We start from the raw sequence: 24,125 nt of genomic DNA, 5'->3' as shown, positions 1-24,125 counted from the left end.
ATGAGGATGGAACTGAGAGCAGCGTCTGGGCAGGTGACAGTAGTGACAACGAAGCGGCGGTCGAACTGACGCAGCGGTTAAGTGAAGCGGCCCCGGATAATGTGCTGGATGTTGCTGCTGCCGTAGCCGAAGTGCTACCTGAAAGTGCGGGTGATATTGCGGCTGAAGTCGCTGGCAACATTTCTGACAATGAAGATGGTAGCGAAAGCAGCGTCTGGGCAGGTGACAGTAGTGATAATGAAGCAGCGGTCGAACTGACACAGCGGTTAAGTGAAGCGGCCCCTGATAATGTGTTGGATGTTGCTGCTGCCGTAGCTGAAGCATTACCTGAAAGCGCGGGTGAAATCGCAGCTGAAGTCGCTGGCAATATTACTGACAATGAAGATGGTAGCGAAAGCAGCGTCTGGGCAGGTGATAGTAGTGATAACGAAGCCGCAGTTGAACTGACGCAGCGGTTAAGTGAAGCGGCCCCGGATAATGTGCTGGATGTTGCTGCTGCCATCGCAGAAGCTCTGCCAGAAAGTGCCGGAGATGTTGCTGCGGAAGTCGCTGGCAATATTACTGAGAATGAGGATGGAACTGAGAGCAGTGTCTGGGCGGGTGATAGTAGTGATAGCGAAGCTGCAGTCGAGCTGACGCAGCGTTTAAGTGAAGCGGCCCCGGATAATGTAATGGATGTTGCTGTTGCTATTGTTGAAGCTGTACCTGAGGCCGCCTCAGATGTATTGGACGAGATCAGCTCTGGAAATCAGGCTTGTGACGGGGAATGGATGGACTCCGTTGACGATAAGCCAGAGACGAAATAGTCAAATTGTTTATTAAATAGATTGTGTCTTATACAGATCTGCCGGTACTGTTTTGACTAAAGTTTGAGTTAAAGCGGCCAGATAAATAGTATTAGGGGGACGCCTAGCAAGGTGATGATAACTTCCAGCGGCAACCCCATGCGCCAGTAATCACCAAACTCATAGCCGCCGGGACCCAGCACCAATGTATTTGACTGATGGCCTATCGGGGTCAGAAAGGCACAAGATGCACCAACGGCGACGGCCATGAAAAAAGGATCTGGGTTTACTCCCAAACCAGTAGCGATACCATAGGCGAGGGGGGCCATGACAACCGCTGTTGCTGCATTATTTATGATATCCGACAGAAACATAGTGACCACTAAGACCAGACCCAGAATAAGATAGATCGGCAGCCCTTCGGTCAGACCCAGTACCTGGGTTGCTATTACCTCGGTGAGTCCTGTGCTTTGCAATGTACTTCCGACGGGGATCATTGCTGCAAGCAGAATTATGATAGGCCAGTCGATAGCATCGTACAGGTTCCTGATGGGCAATATATCTAACAGCAGATAAACCATCACCGCCAGCAAAAACGCGATTGCCAGGGGTAATATCTTGGCGACACCAAGACCAATTGCCAGCGTAAATACCGCTAGCGCTATGGCGACTTTCTTGGGCTGTCCCAGTTTCAGATCGCGGGTGGCCAGAGGAATCATACCCAGATCACTCAGCTGTTCTTCAACATTATCGGCGCCTCCTTGTAGTAGCAGAATATCACCGGCTTGAAAGGTTTGGCGGCGCAGCCTGCGTCTTATCCGATGTCCCTGTCGGGCCAGACCGACCAGAGCAAGAGAGCTACCACTTTGTCGCCTGAGATAAGGCACATCACGCCCTTCAAGGGTTGAGCCCTTTTTTATTACCCCTTCAACCAGGACTAGATCATCCTTGGTTAGTTCTGCAAACTTCTTATCGGCACTGGTAACCAGTTCAAAGTCATTTTTATCCAGTAATAGCTCAATCTCTGAAGGGTCAGCCTGTAATAAAAGAATGTCTCCCGCTTGAAGAAAGCGGTTATTACTCAGGGATATTGTACGGCCGTGACGGTGAGCAAGGCCCACAACTTCGATATTACTGTCTTCCAGTCCTTCTACAGCATCGATGGTTTGTCCTGCCAGTTCCGAGCCTTCGGTAATGATAACCTCGGTCAGATAATCATCGATGGCGAATAGCTGCTCAGGTGCACTGCGTTTGAGCCGGTCGGCTGGAATAAGTCGCCAGCCTATCAGAGTTACAAACAGCAAGCCGGTTATCGCAATAGCAACACCAACCGGAGAGAAATCGAACATGCTAAAGGGTTCACCGCTGACTTCGGCTCGCATCATCGCAATGATTATATTGGGTGGCGTACCTATCGCTGTGGTCATACCTCCGAGGATACTACCAAACGCCAGCGGCATTAATATCATAGCTGGTGAGCGGTTATGCTTTGCGCAAGTTGCCAGAGCGACAGGAAGCATCAGCGCTAATGCGCCCACGTTATTCATAAATGCCGATGCCACTGTCACGACCAGTGTCAGTATCATGATGTGATTGAACGGGTGTTCGGTGTAGGGCATAAGTTTCTGGGCAACGATATCAACGACGCCTGAACGTCGGAGTGCGTCAGAAATGACTAATACAGCTGCAACGGTTATTACCGCAGGATGGGAAAAACCTGAAAAAGCTGACTCAGCTGTAACCAGGCCTGTTAGTACACAAAGACCCAGCGCAATTGACGCAACCAGGTCATGCCGGTAGCGGCCCCAGATAAATAGCACCAGAGTAAAAAACAGAATACCTGCAATAAGCCACTGTTCAAAAGACATAAAAAATCCCTTTTAACTGATGCTTCCGACTATAGCAGGTTCTTGAAAGGGGTACAGAACTGGGCTTTGGAAATATTTAATACCCATTTAGGGGAGGCAGGGCTGGTATAATTGCGCTTTGTTACTGAGTATAGAGTTATCTGATTAGTTGTCGTTTATAGGTAGCTCTATTGAAGTATGAGCAAAATAAACTGTTAATCAGGGACGATTCTGCAGTTAAGGAAAAAGCAGCATATCTCTACTCTATGCTGGCTATCGTACTGGCTTACTTTTTAGTGGCCAGAGTATCTCTGTTGCTTGCCGTTGATGGTTATGCCAGTCCTGTATGGCCGCCTACTGGTATCTCTCTGGCAATACTTTTTTTAGTTGGAAAAAAATTCTGGCCAGGTATTACGTTGGGTGCTTTTGCGACCAATATGCAGGTAGATGGTTCAGTTCAGTTAGCCGCACAGATCGCTATAGGTAATACCCTGGAAGCAGTGATCGGTGTCTGGTTGATTGACCGGATCATTCGCAGGCGCTATTTCCTCAACCATAGCCGTGCCGTGTTCATTTTTCTTTTTATTGTTCTCCTGGCCTGTTCGATCAGTGCATTAATAGGGGCTCTCACTATTCTACACTGGCCGATGGAATCAATTTCGTTTAAAGATTTCTTCCGGTTATATTCAACCTGGTGGATAGGTGATGTTGTTGGGGCAATTGTATTAATGCCGCTAGCACTGGCTTTTATCAATCGCACTAAAATATCCAGACAACCCTATACTGAGATTACTTTATTCAGTCTGTTAAGCCTGATTATTTTAGTCGGGATTTTTTCCGATTTGACAGGCTATGAGCTTCATTCGATGGCATATGCCTTCATCCCGGTACCACTGATGATAGCCGCAGGCTACCGCTATGGCCTGCGGGGGTTGATGCTGTTTATTGTTAGCTTATCGATGACGGCAATATTTGGTACCTATCAGGGCTGTGGCCCGTTTGCCGGGCAAGAGATGAGCGCATCGTTGGTCATGCTTCAGGCCTACATAGGTTTGGTTACCGGTTGTGGTTTATTAATCAATTCAATTATTGCTGAAAAAGAATTTGCCCGTAGCGCACTTGAAAGGTTGGGTGGGCAGCTTGAACGGAGGGTACAGTTAGCGACGGATCAAATCAGACAAAGTAATTTATTACTGGCGGAAGAAAAACGGCATCAGCAAGGCTTAATTGAGCAGTTAAGTAATAGTGAAAAACGTTACAGAGCGTTGTTTGATAATGCTCCAGAGGCCGTTGTTCTATTCGATATGGAACAAGCGGCACTGATTGACGTTAATGAGAATGCAGAAGCCTTATTCGGCTATTCAAGAACTGAATTACTGAGCATCGGTTTTGCAGATCTATCACCTGAAAAACAGCCCGATGGTAAGTTGTCCCTTGACGCTGCGTTCAGTTATCTGCAGCTCGCCGAACAAGGTGTTGAACAGGTGTTTCAATGGACACACCTTAATTCCAAAGGCCAGTTTTTGCCTTGTGAAGTTAGGTTAGTGAGGTTTCCTGATCCTGATAAAGTCATTATTCGCGGAAGTTTGACGGATATATCCGCGAGATTACAGGCATTTTCTAAGAAGTTATTGATCGCAAAGTTATTTGATAACACCTCTGAAGCGGTTGTTATTACCTCTGTAGCTGGTGATGTTCTTGAGGTTAACAATGCTTGCTGTGAAATGACAGGTTACTGTCAATCCGATCTGACCGGCCAGTATCCAGCCTGGTTATTTTATGGTTGCAGTCCATCACAAACAGAACTGATATGGCAGAGAGTTGTAACGATGGGTCATTGGCAGGGAGAGTTAACCGGTCAACACCATTCTGGTAGCCTGTTTATTCATAAAGCATCAATAAGCAGTGTTATTGATGATCAAAGCAAGGTGACTAATTATCTGATTCAGTTCAGCGATATAACGGAAACAAAAGTAAAAGAGGAGAGGTTGGCTTATCTTGCGAATTACGATCATCTAACCGGCATATATAACCGGGCTTGTTTTATAACCCAGATGGAACGAATGCTGATTGAAGCTAAACGTGAACATCACATTCTGTCACTTTATTTTATCGATATGGATGGCTTTAAAAGGGTTAATGATTCGCTGGGTCATGACGTTGGAGATCAGTTGCTGACTCAGGTTGCCGGACGTATTAAAGGGTTGTTACGAGACAGTGACCTGGTTGCCCGTCTGGGCGGCGATGAATTTACACTGCTGGCAAAACATAATGCTATTGGCGCACCCCAAAAGTTATTAGCCAGTAAACTGATTAACAGTCTCAGTGCACCTTTTATAGTGACAGGAAATGAGCTTTACCTAACGGTTAGCATCGGTATTACTAATGCTCCTCAGGATGGGACCGACAGCAAAACACTGTTTAAGAATGCCGATCTGGCGATGTATCAGGTCAAAGAGGATGGCCGGAATAATTATCAGTTTTTTACCCGACAGATGAATCATCTGGCTCAGCAAAAAATGGAAATTGAGACACAACTACGTAAGGCACTGGAACGAAACGAGTTTGAACTACATTATCAGCCTCAATATGCCTTAGATGATCATCGTTTAGTTGGGTATGAAGCGCTTATAAGATGGCAACATCCGGAAAAAGGCCTGTTAATGCCGGGCGCGTTTATCGAGGTTGCAGAGCAGAGTGGCCTGATTACCAGAATTGGACACTGGGTACTGGCAGAATCTTGTCGTCAAAGTAAGCAATGGCAGGATGGTGGATACCCTGCTGTCCCTGTTGCGGTCAATATTTCAGCAATACAGTTCCGGTTTCCTGAAGAATTGCTGTTGCAGGTTGGCGAAGTGCTGACAAATACCGGAATCGATCCAGCCATGCTGGAGCTTGAGTTGACCGAAAGTATGTTGGTTGAAAATGTTGCGGTGACAATTCAAACCCTTAAATCACTTAAAGACATGGGTATTAAGCTGGCAATTGATGATTTTGGAACCGGCTATTCATCGTTAGCTTATCTGAAGCGTTTTGCCGCAGATAAGCTTAAAATTGATCGTTCGTTCGTTAATGACATCGGTTTTGACGCTGAAGACTGCGCTATCGTTTCAGCGACGATTGCCCTGGGGCGTAGCCTTGGCCTTCAGGTGATAGCAGAAGGCGTCGAAACGGATGTTCAGCTCAACTTCCTTAAAGCGCAAGGCTGTGATGAAGCACAGGGCTATTATTTTAGTAAGCCTTTAGCTGTCGATGCGATGATCGATCTGCTTGAACAGCAGGCTGAACAGGTAGCAGATGCTAATTAACAGACTCAAAGCAGTGTTCCAATATGTTAACGGCCTGGATTAGCTGTTTATCAGTGCTATGACTGAAATTTAATCTGAGATATCGATCATCTTTGGCGGTTAACATAAAGTGTTGTCCTGGGACTACCGCCAGCCCATGACTCAAGGCGTGTTTGGTTAGCGGGGTTGCGATCTCAGATTTAAGTTTAAGCCAGAGAAACATTCCCCCGCACGCAGCTTGATACTGAACCCTGTTGCCCAGTTTATTGCTTATTTCAGTGCTCAACAGATTGTAGTTTGAGGCATACCTTTGCCGGAGTTTGCTCAGGTGGTGTTTATAAGCCTCAGAATCAAGTAACTCGGGCAATATCGCCTGAAACGGCAGCGCACTGTGAAGATCTGCCGCCTGTTTAAGTCTGCAGATTTGATCGATCCATAGTGCAGGACCATATAAACAAGCAAGACGGATTCCAGGGCTCAGTGTTTTTGAAAAGGACCGTAAGGTCAGTGTTAATTCAGGGCATAGCTCCGCCATCATAGGTAACTGCTTGCCAGCAAAGCGGAGCTCCCGATAAGGCGCATCTTCTATCAGCGTTACGCCATACTGGCGGCAAAGTTTCGCAATCTGATATCGACTCTCAGCAGACCAGCATAATCCCGTCGGGTTATGAAAATCGGGTACCGCATAAAAAAGTTTTATTCTACCGCCTCTGAACAGCCTCTCTAATTGCTCGATATCCGGTCCTTCAGCTAACTGTCGGATACCATGTATTTTGCAGCCGGTTAACTGAAATACTTGTAAAGCGCCCAGATAACAGGGGCTTTCCATCGCTATTTCACTGTTATGGTCGAGAAAAGTTCTGGCTATCAGGTCAAGGCCTTGTTGTGAGCCACTGGTTATCAGAATCTTTGCTTGTAGTGCCAGATTATATTGCTGATGCAGGTGCTGGCGTAGCAGGCTATAACCTTCACTCTCACCATATTGAAACAGTTCCGGTTGACCACATAGCCTGTTGAGATAGGGGGCAAACAACTCGGTTGGCAGCAGATCGGTAGCTGGCAGACCGCCGGCGAGGGAGATCAGCTGGTCAGCCTGTGTGCTACTGAGTATTTCCCTGATATAGGAGGGCTGAAGGTTATTCCAGCCATCTGAGGTATCCATTATTTTGCTCCTTCAACGTTGTTTTGTTTTTTAGCTTGAAGGAGTATTTTAATAACTGTGTTTTCTTAATAGTGTTCCTTTTATAATGCTTATTAGGTTCATTTATAAGATTATTTAGGTCTGAAAATGTCAAAGCAGCAGATGTTGCGCATTAATGATGTGCTATATGCGATACACCGGGATATCAGAGCTGACCTGAGTGGGGCAAAATTAGCTAAAATTGCGGCTTATACTGAACCCCACTTACATCGGGTATTTCGCCAGCAGATGGGTGAAACCCTGCATAACTATATTCGCCGCATCCGGCTTGAGCAGGCGGCAAACCTGTTAACGTTTGAAAAGTCCCGGCCGGTGGCTGATATCGCTGAACAGTGTGGCTATGATTCTTTGTCTTCTTTCAGTCGGGTTTTCAGGGGGCGATTTGGTTGTACCCCAGGACAGTGGCGAGCGACTGATATTCATAGTGGTATCCCGTTTTACATGTCTGACCCAGAGATAGCAGCAGGATATGAAGCGATAGATAATTTACCTTTACCAGAGGTTGAACTGACCGAAATTGAAGATCGTCATGTCGCTTATATTCGCCATAACGGCTATGGCAAAAATATCCGCCAGGCATGGCAGCTTCTACAAGCCTGGGCGGCACAAGAGCAACGTTCGTTTGAGCAACAGACCGGCCTGCATCACTCTAACCCTGCCTGGGTACCTTTAGATAAGTGTCGCTATGTGGCCTGCCTGGGTATCGATCGTCCTCTAAAACGACGGGGTGTTATCAACAGCATGACGATTCCAGGCGGCTTACATGCCGCTTTTCAATTCGAAGGTCGTTACGGTGAGTTATTACCCTGGATCAGTAAGGTGCAGGACCACTGGCTGCCAGCATCAGGCTTGAAAATGAAAACCAGCCCGGCTTTTGTCGATTATCATAAGAATCATTTTCTTAGTCAGGATCAGCGCTTTGAGCTGACTTTTTATCTGCCTGTTTCCTTCTATTAAGCTGATACCAAATCTGCTTCTGTGTTTTTTAATTGAAAAAGTTTGCTAAGTCCGGATAGCTTGTTTGATCCTGAAGGACAGCCCCTAATTCCTTAATTTCTTAAGCACCAAATTATTTTTATATAAAGTTGATAGCTATCAAGGATCAATATCTAGTGCTATATCTATTATAGACGCACTACATATGGTGTTGGTGTTGTTTTGCTAAAGCGAAGCGATAGTGATGCGTAAAAACTGGCTTTACAATACAGGTGCAGGAACATGGTTGCCACTGCGGTTAAGAAAACTCAGGCAGAATCATCAGTTGAAGCAATTGAAACGATCGCTCTCCAGGATGCTTCAGTAGATATTTGGGACAGTAAATATCGTCTGAAAAGTAAACAGGGCGAAAGTATTGATCAATCGGTTGAAGATTCTTTTATCCGGGTTGCCCGCGCGTTGTCCGATATTGAATCAAGTAAAAAACGTGAGTTCTGGTATGAACGTTTTCTTTGGGCATTAAACAACGGTGCTGTCCCTGCAGGACGCGTCATTTCAAATGCGGGGGCACTACAGCATAAGCCTGCAACTTCGACGATTAACTGTACCGTCTCTGGCACTATCCATGATTCGATGGATGATATTCTTAGCACCAATCATTCAGCAGGTTTAACACTGAAAGCCGGCTGTGGCATCGGCTATGAATTCTCGACACTACGCCCTAAAGACGGATTTGTTTCCGGAGCCGGTGCTTACACATCGGGTCCACTGTCATTCATGGATATATTCGATCGCATGTGCTTCACCGTTTCTTCGGCCGGTGGTCGCCGGGGAGCACAGATGGCTACCTTCGATATTGGCCATCCCGATGTACTGGATTTTATCCGGGCTAAGCGTGAGGATGGGCGCTTACGCCAGTTTAACCTTTCACTGCTTATTACTGATCAGTTTATGAAGGCCGTCAATAATGATGAAGACTGGCCTCTGGCATTTCCTCTGACTGAAAAAGAGGTGCAGCGAGATGCGATTGATATTGGTGATACGGAGTTAGTTCTGTGGCGTGAATGGCCTGTTCATGATGATTACATTGTCAATGATGAAGGACTGGTTGCCTGTCGAATCAGCAAACGAATAAGGGCGCAAAAGCTGTGGAACGCGATCATGAGTTCAACTTATGATTTTGCTGAACCGGGCTTCATTCTTATCGATAAAGTCAATGAACAGAACAATAACTGGTTTTGTGAAACGATCAGGGCGACAAATCCTTGCGGTGAGCAGCCTCTGCCGCCATACGGTAGCTGCCTGTTAGGCTCCATTAATCTGACTCGATTTGTCGATCACCCATTTACTAATCGGGCAAAGTTCGACTGGACAAAGTTCCGTGAAACAGTCAGCGTCTTCACACGGATGCTGGACAATGTAGTGGAAATCAATGGCCTGCCATTAGAGCAACAACGTCATGAGATCAATCATAAGCGTCGCCATGGTATGGGTTATCTGGGGCTGGGCTCTGCGATCACTATGTTAACTATGAAATACGGTGATGCAGAATCCACCGCATTTACTGAGCAGGTTACCCGTGAACTGGCACTGGAAGGCTGGCGTACAGGCCTGGCGCTGGCCAAAGAGAAAGGTGCCGCGCCGGTTATGGATGAGATATTTACAGTTACCGGTGAAATGCTGCGCAAACGGCCTGAAATGCTCGATGATGGCTACAAGTCAGGTGATAAAGTGCCTGGACGGGTGTTACATGCTAAGTACAGCCGTTACATGCAGAAGATTGCGGCAGCTGAACCGGAACTGATCGAACAGCTGGCGGAAACCGGCTGTCGTTTCACCCACCACAGCTCCATTGCGCCTACCGGTACCATCGCGTTGTCCGTGGGGAATAATGCCAGCAATGGTATAGAACCCAGTTTTGCCCACCATTACTCGCGCAATATCATCAGAGAAGGGCGCAAGACAAAGGAAAAAGTCGATGTTTTCTCTTATGAACTACTGGCATACCGCAGTCTGATCAATTCAGCTGCAATGCCGTACTCTGATGACCCACAACAACAGCTGCCTGACTATTTCATCAGTGCCGATGATATTCATCCGCAACAACATGTGGATATTCAGGCGGCAGCACAACGCTGGATTGATTCCTCAATTTCTAAAACTGCCAATGTACCTACTGATTACCCTTACGAGAAATTTAAAGATATTTATCAGTATGCCTACGAACAGGGCCTGAAAGGCTGTACTACCTTCCGTTACAACCCAGAAGCATTCCAGGGTGTGTTGGTTAAAGAACAGGACCTGGCCGCAACAACCTATCAGTTTACGCTGGCTGATGGTTCGGTAGTTGAGGCCCAGGGCAATGAAGAGATTGAGTATGATGGAGAGATGCATACAGCAGCCAACCTGTTTGATGCCTTGAAAGAAGGCTATTACGGAAAATTCTAACCGGTTGGTTGTTTAAATTTGCAGGAGATTAAGTGATGAACTCAGAACAACAAGATTCAGTAAAACGACTCTGTATTAGTCAGCCAATCATTGGTTACAAAGTGCTAACAGAGGAGGATAAGGCCGCAGAAAAGGTCGAAGTAGACACTACACCAGCCATTGAGCAGGTGCATGAAAACCTGACCCGTCCGGACTTTCTGATGGGATCAACTTACAAAATCAAAACACCGATGTCAGAGCACGCGCTGTACATCACCATTAACGATATTTTGCTTAACCAGGGTACAGAGCACGAGCAGCGTCACCCTTATGAGATTTTCATCAACTCGAAAAATATGGACCACTTTATGTGGGTTGTTGCCCTGACCCGGGTTATCTCAGCGGTATTTCGTAAAGGAGGGGACGTCACCTTTATGGCTGAGGAGCTTAAGGCGGTGTTTGATCCAAAGGGTGGCTACTTTAAAAAAGGTGGTAAATTTATGCCATCACTTGTTGCAGAGATTGGCGAGGCGATTGAAGGGCATCTGAAAATGATTGGCTTGCTTGAAGAACCGGGGCTGGATCAGCATCAACAGCAGATTCTGGATGAAAAGCGGGCTGAGTATGAAAAAAGGAGCAGTGCGGGTTCCGCTGGAACAGATTCCGCCGCTGCGGTGAATGATGATAATGGCGGCTTTCCCGCTGATGCCATCGTTTGCAATAAATGTAGTACTAAGGCAGCAATATTGATGGATGGCTGTTATACCTGTCTGAACTGTGGCGACAGTAAATGTGGTTAACCTGTTAAATAGGAGCTTGCTTTAATTATTCACTGTTTAACGTATCATCCGACAATTACTTAACTGCAATGGATAACCGGATGCAGACAGATATTAGCCTGACTGATGCGATTGACCAGGATGAGGTGATAGAAATTTATCGCCTCAATCAATGGTCTTCGGCTGAAAAGCCCGAGCAGTTGATGGCCGCTTTACGTAATTCTCATACATTGGTCACTGCCAGACAAAATGGAAAACTGGTCGGGCTGGGGAATGCCTTATCGGACGGTCATCTGGTGGTGTATTACCCCCATATGCTGGTTCATCCTGATTATCAGGGCCAGGGTATTGGACGACAACTGATGAGCGCGATGCTAGAGCGTTATACCGGGCTTCATCAACAGATGTTAACCGCCGATGGTGAAGCAATTCAGTTTTACCAGAAGCTGGGATTTGAGCGGGCGGGTAAAACCGAACCTATGTGGGTCTACAGTGGTAACGATCATTGAAAGTAAATATCTGCGTTTTGTTATCACTGTCTCTTGTGTTGACGGGTTGTTTAACTACTAAGCCTGACAGGACAGGTGATCAGGAAATGGTTGCCTGTCCAGATCTGAGTTCGCGGCCACAAATCTGTACCCGTGACTATCGTCCGGTATGTTCGCAAGGACAGCAACCAGCAATGACTTATGGTAACGCTTGTAGTGCTTGTGCTGATCCATCGGTAACAGGCTATACCCCAGGTGCTTGCTCCAGGTGATGAGTCAAAGCGGGTAGGTAAGAATTGAGTCAGGTGTTAATTGAGTTTGGTCTGCCATAATTTGTTAGATAACAATGGTATACACTGATTAATTAATCTTATTTATTGCACGGAGGTGGCTTGGCAGGTTTACTATTAAACCTGCACGGTAGCCATTATTAAGGCATCAGATAAAGTCAGTGGCATCTAGTGTTTCACCATGCATCTTGCCATTAATCGCTGCCAGATACGCTTTACTGGTGTCGGCCGCACTAATGCCGAAGCTGCTATCCATACCCATCATTTCCATTGTTTCTTTAACGAAAGCGGGCGCCACAATATTAAACCTGAATGTCGTTATTTCCAGAGCAGCAGTTTTAACAAAGCTTTCCAGTGCGCCATTCGCCATACTGATTACCGCAGAACCAGGCATAGGGTGGCGGGATAAAATGCCAGACGTTAGGGTTATTGAACCGCCGGCATTGATATGATCTTGTCCAAAGCGCATGAGGTTAACCTGACCCATCAGTTTATTTTGTAGCGCCAGCTGGAAATTAGCATCACTTAGTTCGGCTAAAGGTGCAAAATCAGCCACCCCTGCAGCGCTAATAACAGCATCAAGTTTGCCTGTTTTTTCAAACATTTGGCGAATTGAGTCGGGGTTTTGTAAATCAACCTGTATATCACCACTGTTGAAGTTTGCCGTGATGATTTCATGCTCTGACGTTGCCGCAACAATTGCTTTACCAATAGTACCCGATGCACCAATAATTAGAATTTTCATAGTTGTTCTCCTGTAGTTTCAGTAACAGATAAAAGTAATAGTCTGGCGTTTAAGGCCTGAATTTGAGATCTGTGTTTAAGTGATGTGTACAGGTTACATTTGTGCTTAAATATGAAAAAGATGCATTTATAGAAAACACTATTCATAAAATATGAAATATGGATCTACTCAAATCGATACGAATCTTCCAAACAGTTGTTAAGCGGAATAGCTTTAGTGCAGCTGCGCGGGATCTTAATATGGTTAATTCTGCTGTCAGTCGTTACATAAACGAACTGGAGCAGTATCTTGGCTGCAAGTTACTGCACCGTACCACCAGGACAATGAGTCTAACGCCTGAGGGAGAACATTATCTGCAGCGGTTAAGCAACATTACCGCCAGTATCGATGAACTGGATTCTGACATTACACAACGACGCTCCCATATATCCGGAAACCTGAAGATTACGGCACCGGAGCATGTGACCCGTTTATTTGATCTGCAGTCCAGATTAAGTCATTTTCTGCGGGATTATCCTGATGTTTGTTTGTCATGGCTAAGTGTTAATCGCTATGTAGATCTGATTGAAGAGGGGGTCGATCTGGCCATCAGAGTCGGTGAGCTACCTGATTCAGGTATGATCGCCCGGCCATTAGGTAGCATGCATGTTTACAGGGTTGCCAGTCCTGAATATCTGAACTTATACGGCATGCCTGATTCTATTGAAGACCTGCAACAGCACCGCTGTATTCTCGACAGTAGCAACCGTCAACCCGCTCGCTGGGCTTACCGAAGTGTAAACGGAACCAGGCATATTACTGTTCCTAATACCGTTGCCGCTAATAACGGCGATCTTGTTGCGGGTTTTGCTGCTGAGGGCTTAGGTATTGCCTATCTGCCTGATTTTTTAGTCAGGGACTATCTCGATGAGGGGCGGTTGGTCACAATTCTTCGCCAATATGAAATAGATCCTGTGCCGGTATCGCTATATTATCCTGCCAACAGAATGATGAGTCAGACCCTAAGAACGCTGATCGATCACCTGCTGGCGTAAGCGCCAAGCTAGTAAACCGATTGATTGCTTAATCTTTTGTTTTCTATTGAATTTAAAAGGTAAGACAGCTTTGTCAGTTCCCTGTAGGCTAGTTATTTTAGATATCTCCCAGAGTATTTTATGAACCATTCCCGACTAATCAGTCTTGTTCCGCTTATGTTTGTTTTGCTCTGGAGTACCGGCTTTATCGGGGCAAAATATGCGTTACCTTATATTGAGCCTTTTTATCTGCTGTTCATAAGGATGCTGCTGACACTTGCAGTTTTTACACTGTTGGCGCTGATATTTAAATCCCGTTGGCCAACACTGAGACAGGGAGGGCATCAGGCAGTAACGGGTTTTCTGGTACATGCCTGCTACCTTGGTGGCGTATTTGCCGCTATTAAATGGCAGATGCCTGCCGGTATTGCCGCTATTGTTGTTGGTCTTCAGCCTTTATTGACTGCCCTCATCGGCTGGCAGTGGATGGGTGAAAAACTGCGCAGCATACAATGGATCGGTTTGTTGCTTGGGCTGGTTGGGGTGATGTTGATTCTATTGAACGGTAACTCAGCCGGCAGTTTTGAATTGCAGCCTGCAGCACTTATAGCAATTGTTTTGGCGCTTCTGGGCATTTCGATAGGTACCTTGTATCAGAAGCGTTATGGTGCAGGAACCGATCTATTAACAGGCTCTATCTGGCAATATCTGGCGACTGCATTAGCCATGGCTGTGCTCGCTTTTGTGTTTGAAGAGCGTCAGGTTGAATGGAGCTTTCAGTTAATACTCGCGTTAGGCTGGCTGGTATTCGGACTTTCCATTTCTGCCATTCTGCTATTGATGTTTATGATCCGGGAAGGTGAGTCTGCCAGGGTTGCCAGCTATTTTTATCTGGTTCCACCGGTAACCAGTTTAGAAGCTTGGATCTTATTTGGTGAAGCACTTAGCCTGGTTCAGGTTTTTGCTATAGCTATCACCGTTTTGGGGGTTTATCTCGTACTGAAACGTCGTCCAACTAGTTAAATTCGTTATAAAATAACCGCTTAGTAACCATTTTGGGCCTAAGCTGCTAAAGCGGAGTTTATTGCGGCAGATAGCTTATATATCAATTATTTAACTCCGCCGGTACTTTCTGTGAATATTGCAGCTCCACTCTCCGTGAACATTGACGTTCTGTTTGTATTTGGCCTCCTGTTTGTCACTATCGGATTGTTTATTTGGGATCGTATCCGTATGGATATTGTTGCCATGATGGTAGTAGTGACGCTTGCGGTTTCTGGCATTATCTCCCCTGCAGAAACCGTATCCGGTTTTGGACAGTCCCTGATTGTTATGATTGCAGGTCTGTTTATTGTTGGTGAGGGATTGTTTCGAACCGGTGTTGCTGCGGCTGTCGGCAGCTGGATTTTACGAATGGGGGGCACTAACGAGAAGCGTCTGTTGTTAGTGTTGATTCCTGTTGTCGCAGGAATGTCGGCGTTTATGAGTTCTACCGGTGCTGTGGCTCTGTTTATACCGGTGGTACTGAGTATCTGTCGAACTGCAAAATTACAGCCTTCACGCATGTTGATGCCCCTGGCATTTGCTTCTTTGATCGGGGGGATGATGACGCTGATTGGTACGCCACCAAATATGGTTGCCAGTACTCAGCTTCAGGCCTCAGGCCTTACCCCTTTTGCATTTTTTGATTTCACTATGATAGGCGGTGTTATCCTACTGGTAGGTACTGTGTATCTGGTATTTATTGCCCCGGGATTACTGCCAAATACCGGCGTTCGCGAATCACAACACCCGACACTAAAAGAATTTGCTGAGCGCTATAGCATTGAAGACAACCTGTATAAATTGCGGGTTCGTAAAGATTCTTCGTTAATTGGTAAAACCGTTTCTTCAGCCCTGCTGCGCTCACGTTTTGAAGTCACAGTCTTCGCAATACGCAGGGGAGGGAAATTGCTCTCCTCACTGATGCCTGTTCTTAGTGAAACCCGTATTCAGGGAGGGGATGTACTGTTAGCTTATGGTGATGCGGACGGGATAGAGCGTTTGTGTGTTGAGACCGGAGCGATGTTTTTTGGCTTTCCTGACGATGAGCGTAACCGGATGACTAAAGAGTTCGGTGTAGCAGAAGTCATGCTACATAATCGCTCCTCTATGATTGGCAAAACCATTAAAGAGGGGCGTTTCAGGGAACGTCATAACCTCAGCGTGATTGGTATCTTGCGTGACGGTAAACCACTTGATGTGGGCTTTAACCGTGATGCTCTGCAGTTTGGCGATGCCTTGTTACTCGCCGGAGGCTGGCGTTATATCGAAGCACTTGAAGACCGGCAAAGCTTTGTCCTGCTTGAAACCCCTTCAGAGTTGGTAGAAAGTTCTGCCCGATGGAGCCATGCGCCTTCCGCATTGATCATTATGATTGTGATGTTAGGTTTAATGATCAGTGGTGCAATGTCCAGCTTAACTGCGATTTTGTTGGCGGCAATGGCGATGGTACTGACCGGTTGTATCAATATGAACGAGGCATACAGATCACTCAATGCCAGTAGTTTAGTGTTGATAGCAGGCATGCTGCCTTTAGCTCTGGCAATGAAAAAAACCGGGGCATTGGATCTGGTGGTTGATCTGCTAATGAATCTGTTAGGCCAAAGCACGCCAGTCATTGTGTGCGGTGGTTTGTTTATTCTTACGTCTGTACTGAGCCAGTTCATCTCGAATACGGCTACAACGGTTTTAATCGCACCTATTGCTATAGCCATTGCCCAGGGCCTGGGTATGAATCCAGAGCCTTTTATGATGACGGTTGCGATAGCAGCATCTACCGCGTTTTCGACCCCTATTGCATCGCCGGTGAATACATTAGTTATGGTGCCGGGTAATTACCGATTCATCGACTTTGTAAAAGTAGGCTTGCCCTTACAGTTAATGGCTTTGTTTATTACTTTAACGATTACACCGATGGTATTTCCGTTCTAGTGGTGGCTTATTGGTAAACCCTGAAGAACGATACGGGCCATGAGTCCGGTTTAAGATGCTTTCTCAGCTTTCAGGATTACACTAAGTAGATTCGCACTCTATTAGTGCGATGGGTAGCGTATAGTATTCATTAGCAGGGCGGAGCGTTGCCATACCTCAGTTAGTTTCTATTTCAACCTATTAAAGCTTATTGCTGTATATGACTAATTAATAACAAGTTATTAACGAGCACGGTTATACTTAATGAACCTGCTGCAGGTTGATCAGTTGTGAATTTGTCCAGAAGCTGTTCAACGGCACAATGGTTGCTAGCAATACCAGACTAAGATTAAATAAGATTTACAGCATGACAAGTGAAAATGATACAAATAACATAGATTGATGTGTTATTGTGTATCATTAAATGTCTTTTATACCCATTCCCAGGCTGAGCGATGAGTAAAACTGAATTCCGAACCGTTAAATCTTCCCAAACAGTTCTTAAAGAGCTGATGGTGCCTTCTTATGCTAACTTTGGCGGCAAGGTGCATGGTGGCGTCATTCTTTCGTTGATGGATAAGATCGCATATACCTGTGCCGCCTCCCACGTAAAAGGCTACTGCGTGACTGCATCAGTTGATTCGGTCGACTTTATGAACCCTGTCGAAGTGGGTGATTTGTTAACACTCTCAGCATCGGTCAACTATGTTGGCAACTCTTCACTTGAAATCGGTATTAAAGTGGTTTCTGAAGATTTCCGTGAAGGGGTGGTAAAGCATACTAACACCTCTTATTTCACCATGGTGGCGCTGGATGAAGAAACGCGAAAGCCGGTACAAGTACCTGGTCTGATTCTTGAGGAAGAACCGGAAATTAAGCGGTTTATCGAAGGTAAAATTCGAAAACAGCTTAAACGCGGACACCGAACAGAAATGTCTAAAATCAAAGCTGAAATTGATCTGATAAAAGAGATCAAAGAGCTGGAAGATGAAAACTGTCGTCTCTATAAACTCTAGATTGTCCAATATCACCTGATGGTTGGCCTGCTTATCTGACCGCTTTTAAGTAAGCAGGCAATGGCATCGATAACAGATGCTGTTGTGACATCTGCATCATACTGAGTCCTGCGGGGCTCAGTGAACGGCCTTTACGGGTTATCAGACAGATATTTCGTTCAATAACCGGTTCACGCAGGGGGATGAATTTAAGCCCTTTAAATGATTCGGTACTGGCCGCCAGGGCTGGCAGAACAGAAATACCTAATTGCTGCTTGATGAGTGCGGCTATACCTGAAGGGGTTGATACCTCGATTAACGCCTGAGGGTTTTCGATACTGATACCACTCTGTTTTCGAAGTTGATCAAGCTGCACGCGAATACCGGTATCGGCTGACAGATACAACAGGGGACTCTGCTCCAGTTGCTGCCAGTTGAGTTCTGTTGCATTGAACAGTTCAGACTCATTAGACACCACTACCCCGTAGCGGTCTTTGATCAACGCTTCATAGTGAAGATCATTATTACTTGAGTGGTTCGCGCCAATGCCAAAATCTACTTCGTTGCTCAGTACCAGTTGTTCAATCTGAGCGGCATTCTCGTCCCGTAATGAGATAGATATATTCGGATATTCGCGGTGATACTGTTGAATGACCGGGGGTAAAAGGTGGCTGATGGTCGAAGGGGATGCTGCCACACTGACCTGACCTTTCTGTTGTTCTGATGTCGCCCGCAGATCGGTCAGCGCCGTATCAAAGTCTGAGATTAGTCTTTCGGCTACCGGCTGAAATTGTTCACCTTCATTGGTCAGAATAACCCGACGTGTGGTTCGGTCAAAGAGTGTCAGCCCGACATCCTGCTCCAGCTGTTTAATGGTCGCTGTCAGTGTTGACTGGGTCAGATGAAGATTGCCAGCGGCGCGGGTGAAACTACCGCACAGAGCAACCTCACAAAATGCCCGTAGGTGTCTGATAGAAAGTGAACTGTTCATTTATTGGTTGTTTCCATTAATCTATCGTATTTTATCGTTTGAATGATAAATGATGCTGCTGCATTATAGCCAGACTATTTTTTTGCTTTCGACACTAAACAGGTCAGTAGATGATTCCACGTATTTCCGAAATTGACAGTACTCAGGCGCTGTATCTTGATTTTATTGAGAACCTGAAACAAAGCCACTTTCAGGGGGAACTGAATCCCGATTACGCCAATCGAGTAGTACTTGCGACGGATAATAGTATCTATCAGATTTTGCCTCAGGGAGTGCTATACCCGAAGTCGGTTGAGGATCTGGTATTAATTGCCAATCTGGCCGATAAAGCGAAGTATAAAGAAGTTGTATTAAGTGCCCGGGGTGGCGGTACTGGCACTAACGGCCAGTCACTGACCGATGGACTGATTGTTGATGTGTCGAAGCATATGAATCAGGTACTTGAAATCAACGCTGAACAACGTTGGGTGCGGGTGCAGGCCGGAGTAGTAAAGGACCAGCTGAATGCCGCCTTGAAACCCTATGGCCTGTTCTTTGCGCCGGAATTGTCGACCAGTAACCGGGCGACTGTCGGCGGTATGATCAATACCGATGCCAGTGGCCAGGGTTCATGTCTTTACGGCAAAACCCGTGATCATGTACTGGAACTCAACTCTGTGTTGTTGGATGGCACACAATGGCGTTCCGCGCCAATCTCCGATAGCGAACTGGAACAGTTAAAACAGCGGGATGACAAAGTAGGTGAGATACATCGTGTTGTAGATCAGGTTTTTAATGAAAACCGGTCACTTATCGCTGAAAAGTTTCCCAAGTTAAATCGTTGTCTGACAGGTTATGATTTAGCCCATATCCGGGATGAACAGGGGCGCTTCAATCTCAATTCTATCCTCTGTGGCGGAGAAGGCTCACTGGGATTTATTGCAGAGGCAAAATTGAATGTGCTGCCTATTCCTAAGTACTCTGCTCTGGTTAATATTAAGTATGCGGGGTTCCAGGATTCACTTGAAGATGCTGCATCACTCATGGAGTGGGGGCCTACCTCGATAGAAACTATCGACTCTAAGGTTCTTAACCTGGCCATGAACGATATTATATGGGATACGGTTAAAGACTATTTTCCACAAAGCGATGATGAGCCTGCTATCCAGGGTATTAATCTGATTGAGTACACCTCGGATGATGAGAACGCTCTGCAACAAAAAGTGACGCAGCTGACATCTCATCTGGATATTGTGTCAGGACAGCAGGGCAAAAGTTTTGGTTATTCCATCGTCTTCGGCAATGACGAGATCAAAAAGATCTGGGCTATGCGTAAAAAAGCAGTCGGGTTGCTGGGCAATGCTAAAGGTCAGCAGCGCCCCATTCCTTTTGTTGAAGACACCGCAGTACCACCGGAAAACCTGGCCGCATTTATTAAAGAGTTTCGTCAGTTATTAGACAGCCATAACCTGGCTTACGGTATGTTCGGCCATGTTGATGCTGGGGTGCTTCACGTTCGTCCCGCTATCGATATGAAGAATGAGGCCGAAGAAGGGCTTATTCGTACTATCACCGACGGTGTGGTGGCGTTAACCCGTAAATATAAAGGCCTGCTCTGGGGAGAGCATGGTAAAGGTGTTCGATCTGAATATGCACCGGAGTTCTTTGGTGAACTCTATCCTGAGTTACAACGTATAAAAGCGGTGTTTGATACAAATAATCAGCTCAACCCCGGAAAAATTTGTACACCGTTAATTGGCGGCGCTGAACTGCTGAAAATTGATGAAGTGCCGACGCGAGGCCAGTTTGATCGTCAGATACCAGAACCGGTACGTGAAGAGTATAGCCAGGCGATGTTTTGTAACGGCAATGGTGCTTGTTACAACTATGATCCTAACGATGCGATGTGTCCGTCCTGGAAAGCTACCCGCGAGCGTAAACACTCGCCGAAAGGTCGTTCTTCACTTATTCGTGAATGGTTACGTCTGATGTCGTTGCAGGGTGTCGATCTGGTTAGTGAGGGTAGAAAAGCCCGTTATGGCTCATTTATGGCAACCCTGCCTGCACGGATTCGTAATAGCCTGAGTAAACGTCGTGGTGAGTATGACTTCAACCATGAAGTGCATGAGGCGATGATGGGCTGTCTTGCCTGTAAGTCCTGTGTTGCACAGTGTCCTATCAAGGTTAATGTACCAGACTTCAGGGCGCGTTTTCTGGAGGCTTACTACAGCCGCTATCTGCGTCCGCTTAAGGACTACATGATTGGTGGCCTGGAGTTTATGATCCCCTACCTGGCACGTTTTCCCGCACCTTATAACTGGATGATGAATAATTCACTGATGAAGCGGGTCTTTAAGTCAGGTGTGGGTATGGTTGATAGCCCGGCTATCTGTACCAATTCACTAAAGAAAGGCATGGATGCGAGGGGTATTCCTTTTGCTACCCAGGATGAGCTGAACGCGATACCTGCACCACTAAAAGCACGCAGTGTGATTTTGGTTCAGGATGCATTTACCAGTTACTTTGAAACACAGTTAGTGCTGGATGTCATCGATCTGCTTGGCCGGTTGGGCTTTAATGTGCTGGTTGCGCCGTTTAAACCTAATGGTAAGCCCCTGCATGTCCATGGTTTTAAAGCTGCCTTTGCGAAAGCTGCCGATGCGAATACGCAAATGCTGCAAAATTTTATTAGCAGTGGTGTACCGATGGTCGGTATAGACCCGTCTATGACCCTGACATACCGTCAGGAGTATGTTGATGATGGCACTCGTCAGATGGTTAATGTACAGCTGTTACAGGAGTGGCTGGCAGATCATTGTGATTACCTGAGTCAGCAGGCTACAGGGTTAGATAACAATCACTTTAAGTTGATGGCGCACTGTTCTGAAAAAACTTCAGCTGCATCTTCTATAGCTGACTGGGTCAATATTTTCGCAGCGCTGGGACAAACGCTGGAGCTTCAGGTAACAGGTTGCTGCGGTATGGCTGGTACCTATGGCCATGAAACAGAAAATTACGCTACATCACGCAAAATATATGATCTTAGCTGGTCAGAGGTGGTTAACGATCCGAAAAATGAGGGTAAGCTGGTTGCCACCGGTTATTCATGTCGCAGCCAGGTTAAGCGACTAGATGAAAAGCAGTTAAATCATCCAGTGCAGGCGCTTCTGGCCCTGTATAATTAGCTTTGTATTAGATTAAACAGCCGGATTACTGATCAGTTTTCCGGCTTTTCTTTTGCTGTGCTTCGGCGTATTGACGATCCATCTCACCGTATTGTCGTTCATAAGCTTTCGGGTCTGAGCGCCAGAGTCTAAAGAGCTTGCGGTCACTGCTGGCCATCGGCGGAGGATTAAGCTTGCGACGCTGAATTGCTTGCCAGGTAACTGGCGCAAAAACAATAATTATAAATAGCACTACCAGAATCAGTTTATAGTCTTCGATCATCGGGGCTCACTACAGCAGTTATGTTTCATAAAAAGTGATAAGTGATAAGCCTAAAAATGGGGCTTAGTCTCGCAATTAACATGCACTAGTATTGTAACCTCTTTATTTCTGATAGCCTGATATTTTTACAACTTAACATATGCAGTTTAACAGAGATCGCTACAGGCCAATTAACGATGTCACGAACAGATAAGTGGAACCAGCGCTATGCTGGAAAAGGCGATAAGCTGCCTGAACTACCTGCAGTCATTTCAGATCAGTTAGCTACATTGCCTAAAGGCCGAACACTGGATCTGGCCTGCGGTGATGGTGCCGCGGCTTTACAACTTGCCGGGCTTGGACATGATGTTGTGGCCGTTGATTTTGCCGAGCAGGGGATTTTGCGCATGCGACAGTTTGCAGAATCACAGGGGCTGAATATCGATGGCCGGGTAGCAGATCTTCAAAATATACAAAGTCTTGATGGGTTAGGGCAGTTCGATAATATCGTTATATGCCGTTATAAGCCTGAACCCGATCTGATTGAAGCGCTGTCAGAGCTTATGTGTATAGGTGGATCTCTGTTTATCTCTACATTTAATAAATTGCATCATCAGAGGTCTGGCTTCAGATCAGAGCTTTGTCTCGCTTCTGGCCAATACCTCGAAACATTTTCAGATTTTCAGCTCGAATTTTATCAAGATGGGGTACCTAATAACTCTAATCTCGACATATACTTATTCAAACGCTTGTTTTAATTGTGTTGTGATAACGGCTGTCATTGCTAAGTGATAGCAGTTTCTGAATTTAGTTGTATCAGAAATCAAGGAAGACAAAGAATGAAGTACGGATTAGCAGAACTGGATCAGCTGGAACATCCCGATAGCTTTGAGTTTCATAAACGACAAATCCTCCCGGTTTTTCAACCTCTGTTGCTGTTCGGGGCAGCAATCAACATAATTTTTGGTATCAGCTTTCTTTATACTCATCCGGAAACGGGCCAGTTAGCTTTAGTACTTATGGCGTTGGCTGCTTTTCTGATTCTTTGTATTAGTTATTACATTACCCGCTGTAGCAGTGATAAGCACTTTACGCTGATTGTATGCGGATTTGGCGTTGTCAGCATATTACTGACTATCTTTTTCTTTATTATCACGCCAAAAATGATCGTTTTCACACCCTTTACTCTGTTTTATTTTCTCTTTGCTGCACTCATTATCGCGCCGCTTTTGAATTTAAAGCAGCTTGTACCAATTCTGGTAATACTGACGCTTTCGGTTTGTTTTTTATTAATAGCTTATAGTGACGAAGGGCTAAACCTGATCATTACCTATGTAATCTATCTGTCAGGCTTGCTTATCTTTGTGTATGTCTCTATTTATAAAGTGCATCAGAATGGCCAAATGAGCTTTGAGCTTTCATCGAATCTTCACAAGCGTTCGATGACCGATGAATTAACCACAGTATTCAATCGAAGGGCCTGGTATATGGCTACCCGGGATGTCCTGGGCAAGAATGATCCCAGGGCATTGCCTCTGACTGTCATGTTACTTGATATCGATTTTTTTAAGGATATTAACGGTAGTTACGGACAAATAGCCGGTGATAGGGTGTTGGTTCGGTTTGTTGAATTAATATCGGCTCATTTGCGCGAAAAGGACCTGATTGGCCGTCTATCCAGCGATCAGTTTATTCTTTTAATGCCATCTCTATCTCTTGCTGTAGCCGAAACGAAAGCGGAGCAGATCAGAAGTCAGATCCAGTTAAATTCAGTCACGCATATGGGTAAACCTGTCAACATTACCTGCAGTATTGGTTTGGTCAGCTTTAGAAGTTATGTAAATGACATATCATCGCTTATCCAGGCGGCTGACTATGAGTTGATAGAAGCTAAACGTAAAGGGCGTAACTGCATCTGTGCAGTAGAGTACTGAATCTACTGGGATAAACTTTGCCTGGATTATGGTCAACAAAATACTGGTCC

General features: G+C 45.8%; 18 protein-coding genes and 1 pseudogene. 14 read left to right on the top strand and 5 right to left on the bottom strand.

The window, feature by feature from the left end; all coding sequences use genetic code 11:
• A pseudogene (locus EHS89_RS21160) lies at positions 1 to 806 on the top strand (MFS transporter); the annotation flags it as partial.
• A gap of 68 nt (positions 807 to 874) precedes the next feature.
• On the opposite strand, the gene EHS89_RS16070 reads toward EHS89_RS21160, so the two are convergent.
• On the bottom strand, positions 875 to 2,653 hold the full coding sequence (locus tag EHS89_RS16070; protein ID WP_124927180.1) for an SLC13 family permease: 1,779 nt from the start codon (positions 2,651 to 2,653) through the stop codon (positions 875 to 877).
• A 170-nt stretch (positions 2,654 to 2,823) separates the two neighbouring features.
• On the opposite strand from EHS89_RS16070, the gene EHS89_RS16065 reads away from it, so the two are divergent.
• On the top strand, positions 2,824 to 5,940 hold the full coding sequence (locus EHS89_RS16065; RefSeq protein ID WP_124927179.1) for an EAL domain-containing protein: 3,117 nt from the start codon (positions 2,824 to 2,826) through the stop codon (positions 5,938 to 5,940).
• Here EHS89_RS16065 and EHS89_RS16060 read toward each other — a convergent pair.
• Positions 5,933 to 7,081, bottom strand: coding sequence for an aminotransferase-like domain-containing protein (locus tag EHS89_RS16060; RefSeq protein WP_124927178.1), 1,149 nt, complete (start codon positions 7,079 to 7,081; stop codon positions 5,933 to 5,935). The two genes, EHS89_RS16065 and EHS89_RS16060, sit on opposite strands and share 8 nt — an antisense overlap.
• Before the next feature lie 126 nt (positions 7,082 to 7,207).
• On the opposite strand from EHS89_RS16060, the gene EHS89_RS16055 reads away from it, so the two are divergent.
• The 5 genes from EHS89_RS16055 to EHS89_RS21615 all read left to right on the top strand — a co-directional run bounded on the left by EHS89_RS16055 (position 7,208) and on the right by EHS89_RS21615 (position 12,022).
• Entirely contained in the window at positions 7,208 to 8,077 is an 870-nt protein-coding gene (locus EHS89_RS16055) for an AraC family transcriptional regulator (protein WP_124927177.1), read from the top strand.
• A 261-nt stretch (positions 8,078 to 8,338) separates the two neighbouring features.
• Entirely contained in the window at positions 8,339 to 10,504 is a 2,166-nt protein-coding gene (locus EHS89_RS16050; protein ID WP_124927176.1) for an adenosylcobalamin-dependent ribonucleoside-diphosphate reductase, read from the top strand.
• 35 nt (positions 10,505 to 10,539) lie between these two features.
• Complete coding sequence (locus EHS89_RS16045; protein WP_124927175.1) at positions 10,540 to 11,283, top strand: TSCPD domain-containing protein; 744 nt, start codon at positions 10,540 to 10,542, stop codon at positions 11,281 to 11,283.
• A gap of 80 nt (positions 11,284 to 11,363) precedes the next feature.
• Entirely contained in the window at positions 11,364 to 11,771 is a 408-nt protein-coding gene (locus tag EHS89_RS16040) for a GNAT family N-acetyltransferase (RefSeq protein ID WP_124927174.1), read from the top strand.
• An 86-nt stretch (positions 11,772 to 11,857) separates the two neighbouring features.
• Positions 11,858 to 12,022, top strand: coding sequence for a hypothetical protein (locus EHS89_RS21615; RefSeq protein WP_124927173.1), 165 nt, complete (start codon positions 11,858 to 11,860; stop codon positions 12,020 to 12,022).
• Between the two features lie 166 nt (positions 12,023 to 12,188).
• Here the strand turns inward: EHS89_RS21615 and EHS89_RS16030 are convergent, their stop codons facing one another.
• Complete coding sequence (locus tag EHS89_RS16030) at positions 12,189 to 12,785, bottom strand: short chain dehydrogenase (RefSeq protein ID WP_124927172.1); 597 nt, start codon at positions 12,783 to 12,785, stop codon at positions 12,189 to 12,191.
• Between the two features lie 158 nt (positions 12,786 to 12,943).
• Between EHS89_RS16030 and EHS89_RS16025 the strand changes: the two genes are divergently transcribed.
• From EHS89_RS16025 to EHS89_RS16010, 4 genes are all read left to right on the top strand, one after another.
• Entirely contained in the window at positions 12,944 to 13,819 is an 876-nt protein-coding gene (locus tag EHS89_RS16025) for a LysR family transcriptional regulator (protein ID WP_124927171.1), read from the top strand.
• Positions 13,820 to 13,939: 120 nt separating this feature from the next.
• Positions 13,940 to 14,821 (top strand): DMT family transporter, encoded by an 882-nt coding sequence (locus EHS89_RS16020; protein WP_124927170.1) that lies wholly within the window; start codon positions 13,940 to 13,942, stop codon positions 14,819 to 14,821.
• 111 nt (positions 14,822 to 14,932) lie between these two features.
• Positions 14,933 to 16,771, top strand: a complete 1,839-nt coding sequence (locus EHS89_RS16015; protein ID WP_229753611.1) for an SLC13 family permease — start codon at positions 14,933 to 14,935, stop codon at positions 16,769 to 16,771.
• A 434-nt stretch (positions 16,772 to 17,205) separates the two neighbouring features.
• Positions 17,206 to 17,766, top strand: coding sequence for an acyl-CoA thioesterase (locus EHS89_RS16010; RefSeq protein ID WP_124927169.1), 561 nt, complete (start codon positions 17,206 to 17,208; stop codon positions 17,764 to 17,766).
• 31 nt (positions 17,767 to 17,797) lie between these two features.
• On the opposite strand, the gene EHS89_RS16005 is transcribed toward EHS89_RS16010, so the two are convergent.
• Positions 17,798 to 18,736, bottom strand: coding sequence for a LysR family transcriptional regulator (locus tag EHS89_RS16005; protein WP_124927168.1), 939 nt, complete (start codon positions 18,734 to 18,736; stop codon positions 17,798 to 17,800).
• Between the two features lie 110 nt (positions 18,737 to 18,846).
• Between EHS89_RS16005 and ydiJ the strand changes: the two genes are divergently transcribed.
• The gene (gene ydiJ, locus EHS89_RS16000) at positions 18,847 to 21,900 is read left to right on the top strand and encodes a D-2-hydroxyglutarate dehydrogenase YdiJ (RefSeq protein WP_124927167.1); all 3,054 of its coding nucleotides are present in this window, start codon (positions 18,847 to 18,849) and stop codon (positions 21,898 to 21,900) included.
• A 25-nt stretch (positions 21,901 to 21,925) separates the two neighbouring features.
• Here ydiJ and EHS89_RS15995 read toward each other — a convergent pair whose 3' ends face one another.
• Positions 21,926 to 22,162, bottom strand: coding sequence for a hypothetical protein (locus EHS89_RS15995; RefSeq protein ID WP_124927166.1), 237 nt, complete (start codon positions 22,160 to 22,162; stop codon positions 21,926 to 21,928).
• Positions 22,163 to 22,338: 176 nt separating this feature from the next.
• Here EHS89_RS15995 and EHS89_RS15990 point away from each other — a divergent pair, with 176 nt between their 5' ends.
• Together EHS89_RS15990 and EHS89_RS15985 are read left to right on the top strand one after the other, a co-directional pair.
• The gene (locus tag EHS89_RS15990; RefSeq protein WP_124927165.1) at positions 22,339 to 22,899 is read left to right on the top strand and encodes a class I SAM-dependent methyltransferase; all 561 of its coding nucleotides are present in this window, start codon (positions 22,339 to 22,341) and stop codon (positions 22,897 to 22,899) included.
• An 81-nt stretch (positions 22,900 to 22,980) separates the two neighbouring features.
• Positions 22,981 to 24,075 (top strand): GGDEF domain-containing protein, encoded by a 1,095-nt coding sequence (locus tag EHS89_RS15985; protein WP_124927164.1) that lies wholly within the window; start codon positions 22,981 to 22,983, stop codon positions 24,073 to 24,075.
• The last annotated feature ends 50 nt before the right edge of the window (positions 24,076 to 24,125 follow it).

Source organism: Amphritea balenae, from assembly GCF_003858655.1.
GTDB classification, from domain to species: Bacteria; Pseudomonadota; Gammaproteobacteria; order Pseudomonadales; family Balneatricaceae; genus Amphritea; species Amphritea balenae.
This window is presented reverse-complemented; position numbering and strand designations above follow the sequence as displayed.

Bases quoted from the DNA above. Each gene is read 5' to 3' on its own strand.
- EHS89_RS16070 (WP_124927180.1), bottom strand. From the start codon at position 2,653: ATGTCTTTTGAACAGTGGCTTATTGCAGGTATTCTGTTTTTTACTCTG.
- EHS89_RS16060 (WP_124927178.1), bottom strand. From the start codon at position 7,081: ATGGATACCTCAGATGGCTGGAATAACCTTCAGCCCTCCTATATCAGG.
- EHS89_RS16055 (WP_124927177.1), top strand. From the start codon at position 7,208: ATGTCAAAGCAGCAGATGTTGCGCATTAATGATGTGCTATATGCGATA.
- EHS89_RS16050 (WP_124927176.1), top strand. From the start codon at position 8,339: ATGGTTGCCACTGCGGTTAAGAAAACTCAGGCAGAATCATCAGTTGAA.
- EHS89_RS16045 (WP_124927175.1), top strand. From the start codon at position 10,540: ATGAACTCAGAACAACAAGATTCAGTAAAACGACTCTGTATTAGTCAG.
- EHS89_RS16040 (WP_124927174.1), top strand. From the start codon at position 11,364: ATGCAGACAGATATTAGCCTGACTGATGCGATTGACCAGGATGAGGTG.
- EHS89_RS21615 (WP_124927173.1), top strand. From the start codon at position 11,858: ATGGTTGCCTGTCCAGATCTGAGTTCGCGGCCACAAATCTGTACCCGT.
- EHS89_RS16030 (WP_124927172.1), bottom strand. From the start codon at position 12,785: ATGAAAATTCTAATTATTGGTGCATCGGGTACTATTGGTAAAGCAATT.
- EHS89_RS16025 (WP_124927171.1), top strand. From the start codon at position 12,944: ATGGATCTACTCAAATCGATACGAATCTTCCAAACAGTTGTTAAGCGG.
- EHS89_RS16020 (WP_124927170.1), top strand. From the start codon at position 13,940: ATGAACCATTCCCGACTAATCAGTCTTGTTCCGCTTATGTTTGTTTTG.
- EHS89_RS16010 (WP_124927169.1), top strand. From the start codon at position 17,206: ATGAGTAAAACTGAATTCCGAACCGTTAAATCTTCCCAAACAGTTCTT.
- EHS89_RS16005 (WP_124927168.1), bottom strand. From the start codon at position 18,736: ATGAACAGTTCACTTTCTATCAGACACCTACGGGCATTTTGTGAGGTT.
- ydiJ (WP_124927167.1), top strand. From the start codon at position 18,847: ATGATTCCACGTATTTCCGAAATTGACAGTACTCAGGCGCTGTATCTT.
- EHS89_RS15995 (WP_124927166.1), bottom strand. From the start codon at position 22,162: ATGATCGAAGACTATAAACTGATTCTGGTAGTGCTATTTATAATTATT.
- EHS89_RS15990 (WP_124927165.1), top strand. From the start codon at position 22,339: ATGTCACGAACAGATAAGTGGAACCAGCGCTATGCTGGAAAAGGCGAT.
- EHS89_RS15985 (WP_124927164.1), top strand. From the start codon at position 22,981: ATGAAGTACGGATTAGCAGAACTGGATCAGCTGGAACATCCCGATAGC.